Genomic DNA, 15,749 nt, shown 5'->3' with positions numbered 1-15,749 from the left:
TGGCGGGAGGGGAGTTCAGCGCGCTGTTCGCGGGGGTGGGCGCGGGCTCGGGCTCCGGTGCGGGTGTGCGTGCGGGTGCGGGTGCGGGCGCGGGTGGGCGTGCGGGTGCGGACTCGCTCTGGTCTCGGTGGTCTCGGTTGTCTCGGAAGGGAGGGGGTCGAAGTGACGGGCGCTGACGAGACCGGGGGGCGAGGGGCCGGGGTGGCGGGGCCGCTGCTGCTCGGGGTGCGGCACCACGGGCCGGGTTCCGCGCGGGCCGTGCGGGCGGCGTTGGCCGCGGCCCGGCCGCGGGTCGTGCTGATCGAGGGGCCGCCCGAGGCCGACGCGCTGATCCCGCTGGCCGCCGACGAGGACATGCGGCCACCGGTCGCCCTGCTCGCCCACGCGGTGGACGAACCCGGCTGTTCGGCGTTCTGGCCGCTGGCCGAGTTCTCCCCGGAGTGGGTCGCCATCCGCTGGGCCCTGGAACACGACGTCCCGGCCCACTTCATCGACCTGCCGGCGGCACACACGCTGGCGTGGGGGCGGGACGGGGAGGAGTCCGGGGGCGTAGAGCCCGAAGGGGAGACGAGCGGGGCGGCAAAGGACCAGGGAGAGGGCGCCGAGCCGGACGTCCGCGTCGACGTCCGGGTGGACCCGCTCGCCGTGCTCGCGGAGACCGCCGGTTATGACGACGCCGAGCGCTGGTGGGAGGACGTCGTCGAACACCGGGGACCGGGCGCGGGGGACCCCTTCGCTCCGTTCGTCGCGCTTGAGGAGGCCATGGGGGTGCTGCGGGAGACGTACGGGAGCGGGGGCCACGACCGGGATCTCGTACGGGAGGCGTACATGCGGCTCCAGATGCGGGACGCACAGCGCGAGTTCGGGGACGACGTGGCCGTGGTGTGCGGCGCCTGGCACGTGCCCGCACTGCGCCGACGGACCACCGTCGCCGCCGACAAGGCACTGCTGAAGGGACTGCCCAAGGTCAGGACGGACATGACCTGGGTGCCGTGGACGCACCGCAGGCTGTCGCGCCGCAGCGGGTACGGCGCGGGGATCGACTCCCCGGGCTGGTACGGGCATCTGTTCGGGGCGCCGGACCGGCCGGTCGAGCGATGGCTGACCAAGGTCGCGGGGCTCCTGCGCGACGAGGACCGCATGGTCTCCTCGGCGCATGTCATCGAGGCGGTACGGCTGGCCCGGACGCTCGCCGCGATGCGGGGCCGCCCGCTGGCCGGCCTGAGCGAGACGACCGACGCCGTGCGGGCGGTGATGTGCGACGGCTCGGACGTACCGCTGGCGCTGGTGCACGACCGGCTCGTCGTGGGGGACGTGCTGGGGGAGGTGCCGCCGACGGCGCCCGCGGTGCCCCTGCAGCGGGACCTCGACCGGATCCAGCGCCGCCTGCGGCTCAAACCGGAGGCGCGGGAACGGGAGTTGGAACTCGACCTGCGCAAGGACAACGACGCCGAGCGCAGCCGGCTGCTGCACCGGCTGCGGCTGCTGGTGGTGGCCTGGGGGGAACCGATCGCCTCGCGCGGCAGCACGGGCACGTTCCGGGAGACATGGCGGCTGAGGTGGGAGCCGGAGCTGGCCGTGCGGGTCGCGGAGGCGGGGGTGTGGGGGACGACCGTGCTCGCCGCCGCGACCGCCAAGGCGGAGTCCGACGCGGTCGCCGCGCACGGGCTCGCCGATGTCACGGCACTCGCCGAGCGCTGCCTGCTCGCCGAACTGCCGGACGCGCTCCCCACGGTGATGCGGATCCTCGCCGACCGGGCGGCCCTCGACGCCGACGTCGGCCACCTCGCCCAGGCCCTGCCCGCCCTGGTCCGCTCCCTGCGCTACGGCGACGTACGCGGCACGGACACCGCGGCCCTGACGGAGGTCGCCGCCGGCCTCGCCGAGCGGATCTTCGTCGGCCTGCCGCCCGCCTGCGCCGCGCTCGACACGGACGCGGCCGAAGAGATGCGGCGCCATGTCGAAGCGGTGCACGGGGCGGTGGGGATGCTGGACGACGCCGCCGTACCGGCCCACGGCGACCTGCGGGGGCGTTGGCACGCGGTGCTCGGGGTGCTGTCCGGGCGGGACACCGTGCCCGGTGTCATCCGGGGCCGGGCGGTGCGCCTGCTGCTGGACGGCGGGCAGCTGGCGCAGAGCGACGCGGCGCGGCTCATGGGGCTCGCGCTGTCGCCGGGGACGCCGCCGGGAGACGCGGCCGCGTGGATCGAGGGCTTCGTCGGCGGCGGAGCGGGCGGCGGGATGCTGCTGGTGCACGACGAGCGGCTGCTCAGCCTTGTCGACACCTGGCTGACCGGCGTGCCGGCGGAGGCGTTCATCGATGTACTGCCGCTGCTGCGGCGGACGTTCTCGGCGTACGAGCCGGGCGTGCGCCGCACCCTCGGTGAACTCGTCCGGCGAGGGCCGGCCCGCCGCCGGAGCACAGGAGCGGCCCAGTCCGGCATCCCCGGATTCGCACCCGACCTCGACGGTGAGCGCGCGAACGCGGTCCGGCCGGTCGTGCGGCTGCTGTTGGGCCTGGATGAACTGAGTGAACCGGACGGCCTGGGTGGACCGGACGGAATGGAAGAGGACGCGGGCAACGACCTGGTGGGGGTGACGCGATGACGACCGACTGCCTGAGCGGGCCGAGGGAGAGGGAGCGGGCCGAAGGGGTGAGCGTGGTCGGCGACGGGCGCGGTTCGCGGGCGGCGCAGGACCGCCCGGCGACGACCGTGCCGGTGATCCCGCTCTGGGAACGGCTTCGCACGGAGGTACGCGGATGACGACCGACCCGCACACGACGACCCAGCCGGTCGACCCGGCGCAGGAGCGGCTGCGGCGCTGGCGGCTCGTGCTCGGAGGCGACACGGCCGACGGCACGGGCTGCGAGCTCTCCGGGCGGGACGCCGCGATGGACGGGGCACTGGCCGGGCTCTACGGGAAGGGGGACAAGGAGCGTTCGGCCCGGGACCGTTCGGCGGGGCTCGGAGCGTCGGCGCCGTCCGTGGCGCGCTGGCTCGGGGACATCCGGACCTACTTCCCGTCCACCGTCGTCCAGGTCATGCAGCGCGACGCCATCGACCGGCTCGGGTTGTCCACGCTGCTCCTGGAGCCGGAGATGCTGGAGGCGGTGGAGGCGGACGTGCACCTCGTCGGCACGCTGCTCTCCCTCAACAAGGCGATGCCGGAGACCACGAAGGAGACGGCACGGGCAGTCGTCCGCAAGGTCGTCGAGGACCTGGAGAAGCGGCTCGCGACCCGCACCCGGGCCACCCTCACCGGCGCCCTGGACCGCAGCGCCCGTATCAACCGGCCCCGCCACCACGACATCGACTGGAACCGCACCATCGCGGCCAACCTCAAGCACTATCTGCCGGAGTACCGGACGATCGTGCCGGAGCGGCTCATCGGGTACGGGCGCGCGTCCCAGTCGGTGAAGAAGGAGGTCGTCCTGTGCATCGACCAGTCGGGGTCGATGGCGGCGTCCGTCGTCTACGCGTCCGTGTTCGGGGCGGTGCTGGCGTCGATGCGGTCGATCAACACGCGGCTCGTCGTCTTCGACACGGCCGTCGTCGACCTCACCGACCAGCTCGACGACCCGGTGGACGTCCTGTTCGGCACACAGCTCGGCGGCGGCACGGACATCAACCGGGCGCTGGCGTACTGCCAGTCGCAGATCACCCGGCCCGCGGAGACCGTGGTCGTGCTGATCAGTGACCTCTACGAGGGAGGCATACGGCAGGAGATGCTCAAGCGGGTCGCGGCGATGAAGGCGTCGGGGGTGCAGTTCGTGACGCTGCTCGCGCTGTCCGACGAGGGGGCGCCCGCCTACGACCGGGAGCACGCGGCCGCGCTCGCCGCACTCGGCGCACCGGCCTTCGCGTGTACGCCCGACCTGTTCCCGGAGGTGATGGCGGCGGCGATCGAGAAGCGGCCTCTGCCGATACCGGAGACCTAGTCACGGCCCCCCTGGGCAGGGCGATTTGTCGACCCATTGACGTGAATTCCGTGCGGACTTCGGCCACCAAAACGGACATGACCACCCATCGGTAAAGGGGGGCTTGCGCAACCTCGGGAGTCCCGTGCAAGGATCGACGAAAATCAGCGGTGCGAGGCGCTCCGCTTGCTTCGAACCGAGTCGTACGGCGTGCAATGTTCCGTCGCACGGAGGGACCCACACCCAGTTGATCCAGCCTGTCGCCCTTATCGGTGCCGCTCTGCGCGTGATGCGTACGGCGGCCGGGCGGCGTGCGCTGCAAGTGGTGCTGCTGGTGGGCGGGTTGTTCGCGCTCGGGTTCCTCTGCGGGGAGCAGGCGCACGCGGCGGACAGGGCGGCATCGGCGTCGGTCACCGAGGTGTCGTCGGTTTCGGCGGATGGCGTCCGGTCGTTGACGAGCGGTGCGGTCACCGGGGTGACGCACACCCCGGCGGAGGCGGCACCGGCCAAGCCGGCCGCTCCCAGGCCCCCCGCTGACGAGGCGGAGGTCAAGCCTCCTCCGCTGTCCGTCGCGGTTCCCGACTCGCCTTCTCCGCCCGACGTGACGGGCGTGACGGACGTGACGGACGTGGTGGACGCGGCTGCGCTGCCCGACGTGACGACCCTGCCGGACTCGGCGGACCTGTCAAAGCTCCCGCCCGTGCAGTCTCTGCCTTCGGTCCCACCCTTCCCGTCCCAGCCGGCTGTGCCGTCCGGGCCGACTATGCCGTCCACGCCGATCCTGCCGGGGCTTCCGCAGCTGCCGGGGGCGCCGTCGCTCCCCGTTCACACGCTGCCGATCCCGGTCACGCCGGCTCCGCAGCCGGGCTCGCCGACGTCACCGACCTCACCGACGGCCCCGACGGCGACGGACGGTCAGACCTCCGAGGGACGTTCCGACGCGGCGACGCCGCTCGCCTACGGGCCTCGGTTCACCGCGGACGCCGACGTCACCGGCGTCGGGGCGCGGACACCCGCGCACCGGGTCGCCCGCCCGGGGCCCGTCCCCGCGCACCAGGAGCCCCCGCACGACCCGGGTGGTGCGTTGAGCGGCAAGGCGGCAGGCGACTCCGGTACCGGCAGCCCACGGCACGGTGGCGACGCGCACGCCGTCACCTTCGACCACCGGGCGCCGCTGCGGCTCGTGCCCGGCGCCGCCGTGGGCGCGGACGCCTACGGCACCCGGGACAGGCACCGGGACATTCCCTTCTCCCCGGCCTAGGCCAGACCCCTTCCCCCGCCGCAGACCTGCCGCGCGGGGGCGGAAACAGGTCTGCCCGCCCGTCCGGATCCCCTGCGATCTCCGGACGCAAGCCCTCGGAATTGTCCCCAAGCCTTCCCGAGTCCCGCGGCTCCCATCGAGGACCACCGGACTCCTGTGGATCTAAGGATCTGACGCACGCCATGAACAAGAACATCCGCATGAACACGAACATCCGCCGTTCCATCGTGATAGCCGCCGGTGTCACCGGCGCGTGGGCGCTCGGCTCCACCGTCGCCAGCGCGGACGAACTGCCCGCGACCCCTGTCTCCACACCGGACGCGACAACCGAAACCACCACCGACGCGGTGACGAACACCACGAACACCATCACCGCCACCCTCCACACCGCCACCACCACGGTCGACGGACTCGTCTCCGACGCGCAGGCCCTCACCCCGAAGGTCACCACCCCGAAGGCCGCCACCCCCAAGAAGTCCAAGGTGAACGGTGCCGCCGCGATCCAGGGGGCCCGGGCCGCCCGCGCGGCGCAGGCCACCAGCACCGTCTCCGACGTGGGCGTCACCCCCGAGGGCCACGCCCACGCGGACGGCATCGACTACCTCTTCGGCCCCCTCGCCGCCTTCGCACCCGAGGTGGAGCAGGCGCGGTCCACCGCCCACGACACGGCGACCTCCGCCACGACCGCCGCCGAGGCCACCGTCTCCGGCGTCCCGAGCCACGTCACCGGCACGGTCGTCCCCGTCGTCGGGCAGACGGTGGACGCGGCCGCCCCGCCGGTGGCGACGTCCGCCGTGGACGGAGCGCTGCCGATCGCCACCGGCGCCGTGCACGGAGTGACGCCGGTCGTCGCCGGCGTGGCCGCGGACGTTCACCCGTACGCCACCGGTCTGGTCGGTCAGGTCGCCGGTGGCACCACGGCCGCCGTTCTGCCGCCGGTGGTGAACACCGCCGTACACGGCGTGGTGCCGGTCGCCGGGCAGGCCGTGGCGGACGCGGGTGGGCTGGCGACCGGTGTCGCCCAGGACGTCCAGCCCGTCGCGACCGGGGTCGTCGGCTCCGTGCCGCCGCTCGCGCATGGCGTGGCCGGTCACGCCACCGACCTGGTGTACGGCGTCGTGGGCCAGGTGCCGCCGTTCGCCCAGGGGGTCACGGGCGCCGTCCACCCGGTCGTCGACACCGTCACCCGGACCGTGAACGACACCCTGCGCGACACCGTCCAGCCGGTCGTGCACGGCGTCGGCGGCAGCGCCACGACGCTGGCGTACGGCGTCACGGGCGATGTCGCTCCCTTCGCGGACGGTCTCGTCGGAGAGGTCGGCCCGTTCGCGTACGGGGCCGTCGGCCAGGTCGCGCCCCTGGCGCAGGACCTGACCGGCACCGTCCGGGCGACGGCCGGCCCGCTCGCCGGTCACGCCGTCACCGGGGTCGAGGGCGTCGCCGAGTCGATCACCCCGAGCTACGTGCACCACGGCGGCACGTACAGCGTCTGAGCCCACCGCTCATGAGGACTCCGTGAGGCGGCAGATCCCGGATCGCCGAAAACCATCGGCTTGTCCGGCCGAAACCTCACGGACAGGGCGAGGTGGTCCCCATTGGGGTGGGGATCAACCGCCCTTCGCCCCGTAGGGGCTGTTTCAAGGGGCCTCACCGGGTCAACCCCAGCCCGGTGAGGCCCTTCGCTCGCTGCCCCGATGCCGCCGCAGGACGTCCCCAGTGCCGCCCCGACCCCTCACATACGGCACCCCGTGCCAGTGAGCGCGGCATCATGTGACAGGTATCACCGCTCAGGTGTGACCCGCGATTTAGAGGCCCCCCGCAAGCAGCGATAACCTGCGAGACGGACATGCCGCGCGCTCGGACACCGTGTGCGCCTCCCTTGTGACTGACAGACGGCGGACGTCACGTTGCCCTCGCGGCACGCCCACGCAGACAACGAACCGCGAGATCACTGATAGGGACGGAAGCGCGTGGACCTGTTCGAGTACCAGGCGAGGGACCTCTTCGCCAAGCACGATGTACCGGTGCTGGCCGGTGAAGTCATCGACACGCCTGAGGCGGCCCGCGCAGCCACTGAGCGTCTTGGTGGCAAATCCGTCGTCAAGGCCCAGGTGAAGGTCGGCGGCCGTGGCAAGGCCGGTGGCGTGAAGCTCGCCGCCACCCCGGACGAGGCCGTCGCCCGTGCGACGGACATCCTCGGCATGGACATCAAGGGCCACACGGTCCACAAGGTGATGATCGCCGAGACCGCGCCCGAGATCGTCGAGGAGTACTACGTCTCGTACCTCCTCGACCGCACCAACCGCACTTTCCTCGCCATGGCGTCCGTCCAGGGCGGCGTGGAGATCGAGGTCGTCGCGGAGGAGAACCCCGAGGCCCTCGCGAAGGTCCCGGTCGACGCCAACGAAGGCGTGTCGATCGAGAAGGCCCGCGAGATCGTCGCCCAGGCGAAGTTCCCGGCCGACGTCGCCGAGCAGGTCGCCGAGATCCTGGTGACCCTGTGGGACACCTTCATCAAGGAGGACGCCCTCCTCGTCGAGGTGAACCCGCTCGCCAAGGTCGCCTCCGGCAAGGTCATCGCCCTCGACGGCAAGGTGTCGCTGGACGAGAACGCCGACTTCCGCCAGCCGGACCACGAGGCGCTCGTCGACCACGCGGCGGCCAACCCGCTCGAGGCCGCGGCCAAGGAGAAGAACCTCAACTACGTCAAGCTCGACGGTGAGGTCGGCATCATCGGCAACGGCGCGGGGCTCGTCATGAGCACCCTGGACGTCGTCGCGTACGCCGGTGAGGCGCACGGTGGCGTCAAGCCCGCCAACTTCCTCGACATCGGCGGCGGCGCCTCCGCCGCGGTCATGGCGAACGGCCTGGAGATCATCCTCGGCGACCCGGACGTCAAGTCCGTGTTCGTCAACGTCTTCGGTGGCATCACCGCCTGCGACGAGGTCGCCAACGGCATCGTGCAGGCGCTGCAGCTGCTCGCGGACAAGGGCGAGGAAGTCAGCAAGCCCCTCGTCGTCCGCCTCGACGGCAACAACGCCGAGCTGGGTCGCAAGATCCTCTCCGACGCCAACCACCCGCTGGTCCAGCGCGTGGACACCATGGACGGCGCGGCCGACAAGGCCGCCGAGCTCGCGGCTGCGAAGTAAGGAAGAGGGACAGACACAGCCATGGCTATCTTCCTCAACAAGGACAGCAAGGTCATCGTCCAGGGCATGACCGGCTCCACGGGCATGAAGCACACCAAGCTCATGCTCGCCGACGGCACGAACATCGTCGGTGGCGTCAACCCGCGCAAGGCGGGCACGTCCGTGGACATCGACGGCACCGACATCCCGGTGTTCGGCACGGTCGCCGAGGCGATCGAGAAGACGGGCGCGAACGTGTCCGTCCTCTTCGTACCGCCGGCCTTCTCCAAGGCCGCCGTGGTCGAGGCCATCGACGCCGAGATCCCGCTCGCGGTCGTCATCACCGAGGGCATCGCCGTCCACGACTCGGCCGCGTTCTACGCGTACGCCGTGTCCAAGGGCAACAAGACCCGGATCATCGGCCCGAACTGCCCCGGTCTCATCACCCCGGGCCAGTCGAACGCCGGCATCATCCCGGGCGACATCACCAAGCCGGGCCGTATCGGCCTGGTCTCGAAGTCCGGCACGCTGACGTACCAGATGATGTACGAGCTGCGTGACATCGGCTTCTCGTCCGCCGTCGGCATCGGTGGCGACCCGGTCATCGGCACCACGCACATCGACGCCCTGGCGGCCTTCGAGGCCGACCCGGACACCGACCTGATCGTCATGATCGGTGAGATCGGCGGCGACGCCGAGGAGCGTGCGGCGGACTTCATCGCGAAGAACGTGACGAAGCCGGTCGTCGGCTACGTCGCCGGCTTCACCGCGCCCGAGGGCAAGACCATGGGCCACGCCGGCGCCATCGTCTCCGGTTCCTCCGGCACGGCCGCCGCGAAGAAGGAGGCCCTGGAGGCCGCGGGCGTCAAGGTCGGCAAGACGCCGACCGAGACGGCCAAGCTGGCGCGCGCCATCCTCGCCGGCTGACGCGTCTCTCAGCGGAAGGGCCCGCACCCTCACCGGGGGTGCGGGCCCTTCCGCATGCTCAACGCGCCTGCGTCTGCCGCATGCTCAACGCGCCTGCGGCACCAGTCTCTGGGGCCCGCTCGCCGTTCCCTCCCGCAGCTTCGCCCGCAGTGCCAGCTCCCCCGCCGACAGCGAGCCCGGCGCCACCTTCGGCGGTACGCCCCGCACCGTCTCACCCGGTGACACCGGCGGCTCGTAGTGCGTCGGCGCCGTCCGCAGCGTGAGCGCCGTCGCGCCGATCAGGGCGACGGTGAAGGCGATGGCGGCCCGGGTCCAGAAGCGGGCCCGGCGCTCACCGTCCGCCCGTACCGCCAAGGGCCGCGCGGCGCGCAGCCGCTCCAGGGAGGCCAGTTCGACCAGCCGCCGGTGCAACTCCGCGGGATGCGCCAGTTCCGGCAGACGCGTGGCGACCGCCTCGCGCGCGTGCAGCAGCCGGTTCGCCGTCGCCCGGGTGCTCGCCTCCGTCTCCGCCGCCGTCTCCGGCAGGCCGAGGCCGACACCGTCGTAGAGGAGGAGCGCGCGACGGTACGGCGGCGGGAGTTTGAGGAGGGCGTCGAGCAGCGTGCGGGAGAAGGCGTCGGCGGGGGGCGGCCCGGAGTGCCGGGAGCGGGGGCGGAGCCGGTGCCAGGGGGAGAGCGCGTACTCGTACGTCGCCGCCCGCACCCAGCCCGCCGGGTCGGGGTCGCGGGCCACCTCGGGCCAGCGCTGCCAGGCGAGTTGGAAGGCCCGCTCGACCGACTCGCGCGCGAGCTCGCGTCGCCCGGTGAGCAGATAGGCCTGCCGGACGAGGGCGGGCGCGCAGAACGCGTACAGCCCGTCGAAGGCCTGAGCGGGCGTCAGAGCAGACGTCAGAGCAGGCGTCAGAGCAAGCGTCAGAGCAGGCGATTCCGCGACCGGTTCAGATGCTGACACGGGCGATGGCGGTGCCGGCTCCGGTGCGGGGCTTGGCGCGGGGCTTGGCGCGGGTTCAGGTGACGGGGCGTCCGTTCGTACGGGGCTGTCGGCGGCATGGGCCGTGAGCTCGGCCAGCAGCTTCGCGTACGCCTCCCGTTTCCGGCCGCGCGGAGTCGTCCGGCCGGCCTCCCACCCGCGTACCGTCTCGCGAGTGACGCCCACGCGTGCCGCGACCTGAGCCTGCGTCAACGCCCCGGACTCACGCAGGCGTCGGCGTTCCTTGGGTGGGGGAAGCGGGGTTGCAGTGCTCTGGGTCACCGGGCGACCCTTCGTGCCGAAAAGTACATAAACGTATATTGAGCGACACATCCGGTGTTCGCCTGTTACGACGAGAAAGTGCGTGTCGTTGGCAGCATGGCCGTCATGATCCAGATGACCGCTTGCCGACCGCTGTTGTCGTCCCTGCTCACCCGGATGCGCGACCGACCGCCCGGAGAGGCTGCCAGCCTCCTGAATGGTGCCGTCGCCGCGGGGCTCGGCCTCTGCTTGTTCGCCGCACCCGCGATGTTGCTGTGGATCAGCTCGCCGTATCCCGACAGCGGCCCCGGAGGCGCGCTGCACGTCGCCGCGGCGCTGTGGCTGTTGGCGCACGGCGCCGAACTGGTCCGCCCCGACACCCACTCCGGCGTCCCCGCGCCCGTGGGAGTCACCCCGCTCCTGCTGCTCGCACTGCCGGTCTGGCTGGTGTACCGGGCGGCGCGGGACGCGGTGGACGGCAGCGAGGACCCGGGGGGCGGCCCGGGGGCCGGAGGAGCCGAGGGACCGCCGCCGGTTGCCGCGCGGACGGCGTGGAGGGGGGTCGTCCTCGGCTACCTCGCCGTCGGCTTGGCCGCCGCGCTGTACGCCTCGGGCGGCGATCTGCGGCCCGCGTGGGGGTGGACGGCGGTGTGCCTGCCGCTGACGGTGACAAGCGCGGCCGGGTGGGGGGTGTGGACGGCGTACGGCTGTCCGCGCGCGGCGATGGACAGTGCGCTGGTCCGGTTGCCGGCGGGGCTGCGGCGGCGGGCCCTGGGGCCGGAGGCGTGGGAGGGCGGCGTTGTCGCCGGACGCGCGGCCGGGGCCGGGGCGGCGGTGCTGGTCGGAGGCGGGGCGTTGGCACTGGCGGCGTCGCTGGTGTGGCACGGCGGGGCGGCGCGGGTGGCCTTCCTGCAGCTGACCGAGGGGTGGTCGGGGCGGTTCGCGGTTCTGCTGCTGTGCCTGGCCCTGGTGCCGAACGCGGCGATGTGGGCGGCGGCGTACGGGCTCGGGCCCGGCTTCACCCTCGGCGTCGGCCATGTCGTGAGCCCGTTCTCCTCCGCACCCGCGCCGCTGCTGCCGCCGTTTCCCCTGTTGGCGGCGGTGCCGGACGCGGGAGCCGGCACGCCCTTGAACTGGGCGGCGGTTCTGGTGCCGGTGGCGGCGGGGCTGACGGTGGGGTGGTTCACGGGACGGGAGGCGACGACGGGCGGTGCCCGGACCGGGGAAACGGCCGCGATGGGCGGGGACGGTGACGATGGCGGACGGGCAGTGGGTGCCTGGTCGTACGGGCGGACCGCCGTGACCGCGGGGATGGCGGCCGTGTGGTGTGCGGTGCTGGTCGCGGTGCTCGCCGCGTTGGCCGGCGGACCGCTCGGAGTCTCCGCGTTGGCGCGCTTCGGGCCGGTGTGGTGGCAGGCGGGAGGGGCGGCGCTGGTGTGGACGGCGGCGTTGGCGGTGCCGGTGGCGCTGGGAGTGCGGGCGTGGCGGTGCTGGGGACGAGGCGGGGGAGGCAAGTATGAGACGACGGCGACGATCGGGAAGCCTCGGGTGGAGTCGAAGCGGGAGCCGCGGGGCGGCGGCGAGGTCGTGGTGGACGTGGTGCCGAAGGTCCCGTACCTGTCCTACGCCGACGACACCGACGACGAGCCGTACGACTTCCTCCCCGTGGAGCCGCCGGAGCCCGGGTCCGCATCCTGAGAGACACCTACGCCGGTGCGAGCCCTCGGGGGCTCGACGGGTGTCGGTGCCGAGCCTCAGACGTCAGCTGTCCGTGCCCAGTACTCCGCGCAGTTCCTTCGGGAGGAGGTCCTCGCAGGACTGCTTCGCCGAGTTGGTCAGGGCGTCGTTCGTGCAGGTGTAGTAGTCGTCGTAGACCAGCTTCGCGGTGAAGCCCGCGGCGACCAGGACGATGGCCAGGGACGCCGTGACCAGGCCGCTCACCGCGGACGTCGTGACGGGGCGGGCGCTCTGGACGGGGGCCGGGCTGTGCGGGTCGGGGGTGCGGGGCTTGGCGCGCAGCGCGCTGATGCTCCAGTACATGGCCAGCGCACCGAGCAGCAGGGCCACGTACGGCCAGCTGAAGAGGGCGAAGAAGAAGGCCCACATGCCGCTCAGCAGGGCGTACCGCGCATGCCGCTGGGCCGGGTCCGTCGGGTCCCACCGGCTGCCGGTGCCCGGGCCCGATCCGCTCGGGCCCTCGGGGCCGGTTCCCTGGCCGCCGCCGCCCTGACGCTCACCGAAGCCGCCGGGGGTACGGCCGGGCTGTCGGTCGCTCCACTGGTTGCCCCAGGGGGAGCCGTCGTCGCCGGACTCCGGGCCCTGCCCGCCCTGAGCCCCCTGCGAACCCTCGGACCCCTCGCCGCCCACCGGGCGACGCGGCTGCCAGGGGCTGTCCGGCGTGCCCTCCGGGGGCGGAGCGAAGGGATTGTCGGCCCGGGTGTCCTCGGGCGCCCCTTGGGTCTGCCCGTCGCCGGGCCCCTGGGAGGACCCACCACCCTGTCCGCCGCTCGCATCCTGAGAGGTGCCGCCGCCCTGTCCGTCGCCGGGACCCTGGGACGACCCGCGGCCATGGCCGCCGACGCCCCCGCCCGACGGAGTGCCCGCGGCGTCGGGAGGAGAAGCGGGGCGCTCCCGACGCAGCACGCCGCTGCGCTCCCCTCCCTGCGGTGACTGCGGGGGGAGCGTGAGGAGTCGCAGACTGCGGTCCGGCATCAAGTGAGCGTCTTCCCTAGGTGATACGGCTGGCTGGCGTGAGCTGTCGCTTGGAGAACGCACCACACCACCACCGCGTTCCCGAGCCCGCCCGCCCCAGACGCTACCTCCCGGCCGCGCCCCCGTCCCGTGGGGGCCGCCCCGTGTGCCGGTATCGTTGCTGACGGTCGGCCGCTTCGTAGACTTCCCCGTATCCCGGGGCGTGAAGCATTCGTACGACCGTACAAACGCACCCCCGAGAAAGGGCCTCACCGTGGCCGCCAAGCCCGTGGCCAAGCGCCTTGTCGTGCTGGTCTCCGGATCCGGTACGAACCTCCAGGCGCTGCTCGACGCCATCGAGACCACCGGCACCGAGGCATACGGCGCCGAGATCGTGGCCGTGGGCGCCGACCGCGAGGGCATCGAGGGGCTCGCGCGGGCCGAGCGCGCCCAGATCCCCACCTTCGTGCGGAAGGTCAAGGAGTTCGGGACGCGTGACGAGTGGGACGCCGCCCTCGCCGAGGCCGTCGCCGCCCACGAGCCCGACCTCGTGGTGTCCGCGGGGTTCATGAAGATCGTGGGCAAGGAGTTCCTGGCCCGCTTCGGCGGGCGGTTCGTGAACACGCACCCCGCCCTCCTCCCCAGTTTTCCCGGCCCCCACGGTGTCCGCGACGCCCTCGCGTACGGCGCCCGGGTCACCGGCTGCACCGTCCACTTCGTCGACGACGGCGTCGACACCGGCCCGATCATCGCTCAGGGCGTGGTCGAGGTCCTGGACGAGGACGACGAGAGCGCTCTGCACGAGCGCATCAAGGAAGTCGAGCGAAGGCTGCTCGTCGAGGTCGTGGGGCGGCTCGCCCGCAACGGCTATCGCATTGAGGGACGAAAGGTAGTTATCCAGTGACCGCCACCGCCGAGAGCAACAAGCGGGCCATCCGTCGCGCGCTCGTCAGCGTCTACGACAAGACCGGGCTCGAGGACCTCGCGCGCGGGCTGCACGAGGCGGGCGTGGAGCTCGTCTCCACCGGGTCCACCGCCTCCCGTATCGCCGACGCCGGCGTCCCCGTCACCAGGGTCGAGGAGCTCACCGGCTTCCCCGAGTGCCTGGACGGCCGCGTCAAGACCCTGCACCCCAAGGTCCACGCGGGCATCCTGGCCGACCTGCGGCTGGAGGACCACCGCAACCAGCTCGCCGAGCTGGGCGTGGAACCCTTCGACCTGGTCGTCGTCAACCTCTACCCCTTCCGCGAGACCGTCGCCTCCGGTGCCACTCCCGACGAGTGCGTGGAGCAGATCGACATCGGCGGGCCGTCCATGGTGCGCGCCGCCGCCAAGAACCACCCCTCCGTCGCCGTGGTCACCAGCCCCGCGCGGTACGCGGACGTCCTCGCCGCCGTGCAGCACGGCGGCTTCGACCTCGCCACCCGCAAGCGGCTGGCCGCCGAGGCCTTCCGGCACACGGCCGAGTACGACATCGCGGTCTCCTCCTGGTTCGCCTCCGCCTACGCGCCTGCCGACGACTCGCCCTTCCCCTCCTTCCTCGCCACCAGCCTGGAGCGCGCCAACACCCTGCGCTACGGCGAGAACCCGCACCAGCCCGCCGCTCTCTACAGCGCCGGCACCGGCGGCCTGGCGGCGGCCGAGCAGTTGCACGGCAAGGAGATGTCGTTCAACAACTACACGGACACGGACGCCGCTCGCCGTGCCGCGTACGACCACGCCGAGCCGGCCGTCGCGATCATCAAGCACGCCAACCCGTGCGGTATCGCGGTCGGCGCGGACGTCGCCGAGGCGCACCGCAAGGCGCACGCCTGCGACCCGCTGTCCGCGTTCGGCGGCGTGATCGCGGTCAACCGGCCGGTGTCGAAGGAGATGGCCGAGCAGGTCGCCGAGATCTTCACCGAGGTCATCGTCGCGCCCGACTACGAGGACGGCGCGCTGGAGGCCCTCGCCAGGAAGAAGAACATCCGCGTGCTGCGCGTCCCGGACAGCCCCGCCCACCCGGTCGACGTCAAGCCGATCGACGGCGGCGCCCTGCTCCAGGTCGCCGACCGGCTCCAGGCCGAGGGCGACGACCCCGCGAACTGGACCCTTGCGACGGGCGAGGCGCTCGGCGCGGACGAGCTGGAGCAGCTGTCCTTCGCGTGGAAGGCCTGCCGTGCCGTGAAGTCCAACGCGATCCTCCTCGCCAAGGACGGCGCCTCGGTCGGCGTCGGCATGGGCCAGGTCAACCGCGTCGACTCCGCGAAGCTGGCCGTCGAGCGGGCGGGCGCAGAGCGCGCGCAGGGGGCGTACGCCGCGTCGGACGCGTTCTTCCCCTTCCCCGACGGCCTGGAGATCCTCGTCGAGGCAGGTGTGAAGGCCGTGGTCCAGCCGGGCGGTTCGGTCCGCGACGAACTGGTCGTCGAGGCCGCGAAGAAGGCGGGCGTGACGATGTACTTCACGGGCACGCGGCACTTCTTCCACTAGGAACCTGGCCGGTAGGTCATATCCGGTGGGTCCTGTCCGGTGGGTCCTGTCCGGGCGGTTGTCAGTGCCGGATGAGAGCCTGGCGGCATGGACGTCGAGTGCATACGTTCATGCCGCCGGGGCC

Annotated in this window: 12 protein-coding genes; 10 read left to right on the top strand and 2 right to left on the bottom strand. The window is 72.7% G+C overall.

Going from position 1 to position 15,749, the window contains the following annotated elements; all coding sequences use genetic code 11:
* Positions 1–162 precede the first annotated feature (162 nt).
* The 7 genes from AB0H86_RS33255 (at position 163) to sucD (ending at position 9,235) form a co-directional block, all read left to right on the top strand.
* Complete coding sequence (locus AB0H86_RS33255) at positions 163–2,607, top strand: DUF5682 family protein (protein WP_362447330.1); 2,445 nt, start codon at positions 163–165, stop codon at positions 2,605–2,607.
* Positions 2,604–2,765: a hypothetical protein gene (locus AB0H86_RS33250; protein ID WP_362447327.1), complete on the top strand. Its 162-nt coding sequence runs from the start codon at positions 2,604–2,606 to the stop codon at positions 2,763–2,765. The genes AB0H86_RS33255 and AB0H86_RS33250 overlap by 4 nt, the downstream gene beginning before the upstream one ends.
* Positions 2,762–3,940, top strand: coding sequence for a VWA domain-containing protein (locus AB0H86_RS33245; protein ID WP_362447324.1), 1,179 nt, complete (start codon positions 2,762–2,764; stop codon positions 3,938–3,940). The genes AB0H86_RS33250 and AB0H86_RS33245 overlap by 4 nt, the downstream gene beginning before the upstream one ends.
* Before the next feature lie 226 nt (positions 3,941–4,166).
* A complete protein-coding gene (locus AB0H86_RS33240) occupies positions 4,167–5,180 on the top strand; it encodes a hypothetical protein (RefSeq protein WP_362447321.1) in 1,014 nt (337 codons plus the stop codon).
* 182 nt (positions 5,181–5,362) lie between these two features.
* Positions 5,363–6,673, top strand: coding sequence for a hypothetical protein (locus AB0H86_RS33235; RefSeq protein WP_362447319.1), 1,311 nt, complete (start codon positions 5,363–5,365; stop codon positions 6,671–6,673).
* A 477-nt stretch (positions 6,674–7,150) separates the two neighbouring features.
* A complete protein-coding gene (gene sucC, locus AB0H86_RS33230; protein ID WP_362447316.1) occupies positions 7,151–8,329 on the top strand; it encodes an ADP-forming succinate--CoA ligase subunit beta in 1,179 nt (392 codons plus the stop codon).
* 21 nt (positions 8,330–8,350) lie between these two features.
* Positions 8,351–9,235: a succinate--CoA ligase subunit alpha gene (gene sucD, locus AB0H86_RS33225; RefSeq protein ID WP_356768305.1), complete on the top strand. Its 885-nt coding sequence runs from the start codon at positions 8,351–8,353 to the stop codon at positions 9,233–9,235.
* An 84-nt stretch (positions 9,236–9,319) separates the two neighbouring features.
* Here the strand turns inward: sucD and AB0H86_RS33220 are convergent, their stop codons facing one another.
* Entirely contained in the window at positions 9,320–10,486 is a 1,167-nt protein-coding gene (locus AB0H86_RS33220) for a sigma factor-like helix-turn-helix DNA-binding protein (RefSeq protein WP_362447312.1), read from the bottom strand.
* Positions 10,487–10,582: 96 nt separating this feature from the next.
* Between AB0H86_RS33220 and AB0H86_RS33215 the strand changes: the two genes are divergently transcribed.
* Positions 10,583–12,163, top strand: coding sequence for a DUF6350 family protein (locus AB0H86_RS33215; RefSeq protein WP_362447309.1), 1,581 nt, complete (start codon positions 10,583–10,585; stop codon positions 12,161–12,163).
* A gap of 63 nt (positions 12,164–12,226) precedes the next feature.
* Here AB0H86_RS33215 and AB0H86_RS33210 read toward each other — a convergent pair whose 3' ends face one another.
* On the bottom strand, positions 12,227–13,177 hold the full coding sequence (locus AB0H86_RS33210; protein WP_362447306.1) for a hypothetical protein: 951 nt from the start codon (positions 13,175–13,177) through the stop codon (positions 12,227–12,229).
* A 253-nt stretch (positions 13,178–13,430) separates the two neighbouring features.
* On the opposite strand from AB0H86_RS33210, the gene purN reads away from it, so the two are divergent.
* Positions 13,431–14,060 carry a phosphoribosylglycinamide formyltransferase gene (gene purN, locus AB0H86_RS33205; RefSeq protein ID WP_362447303.1) on the top strand — a complete coding sequence of 210 codons (630 nt, stop codon included), beginning with the start codon at positions 13,431–13,433 and terminating at the stop codon, positions 14,058–14,060.
* Positions 14,057–15,625 carry a bifunctional phosphoribosylaminoimidazolecarboxamide formyltransferase/IMP cyclohydrolase gene (gene purH / locus AB0H86_RS33200; protein WP_362447301.1) on the top strand — a complete coding sequence of 523 codons (1,569 nt, stop codon included), beginning with the start codon at positions 14,057–14,059 and terminating at the stop codon, positions 15,623–15,625. Before purN ends, purH begins: the two co-directional genes overlap by 4 nt.
* Positions 15,626–15,749 lie beyond the last annotated feature (124 nt).

The sequence above is a fragment of the Streptomyces sp. NPDC050997 genome (genome assembly GCF_040660135.1).
Classification (GTDB): domain Bacteria; phylum Actinomycetota; class Actinomycetes; order Streptomycetales; family Streptomycetaceae; genus Streptomyces.
Note: the sequence above shows the minus strand (reverse complement) of the source record. Positions and strands in the feature narration are given on the sequence as shown.

What these genes read in the sequence shown, in the direction of transcription:
- AB0H86_RS33250 (WP_362447327.1), top strand. Translation starts at nt 2,604, where the DNA reads ATGACGACCGACTGCCTGAGCGGGCCGAGGGAGAGGGAGCGGGCCGAA.
- AB0H86_RS33245 (WP_362447324.1), top strand. Translation starts at nt 2,762, where the DNA reads ATGACGACCGACCCGCACACGACGACCCAGCCGGTCGACCCGGCGCAG.
- AB0H86_RS33235 (WP_362447319.1), top strand. Translation starts at nt 5,363, where the DNA reads ATGAACAAGAACATCCGCATGAACACGAACATCCGCCGTTCCATCGTG.
- sucD (WP_356768305.1), top strand. Translation starts at nt 8,351, where the DNA reads ATGGCTATCTTCCTCAACAAGGACAGCAAGGTCATCGTCCAGGGCATG.
- AB0H86_RS33215 (WP_362447309.1), top strand. Translation starts at nt 10,583, where the DNA reads ATGGCCGTCATGATCCAGATGACCGCTTGCCGACCGCTGTTGTCGTCC.
- AB0H86_RS33210 (WP_362447306.1), bottom strand. Translation starts at nt 13,177, where the DNA reads ATGCCGGACCGCAGTCTGCGACTCCTCACGCTCCCCCCGCAGTCACCG.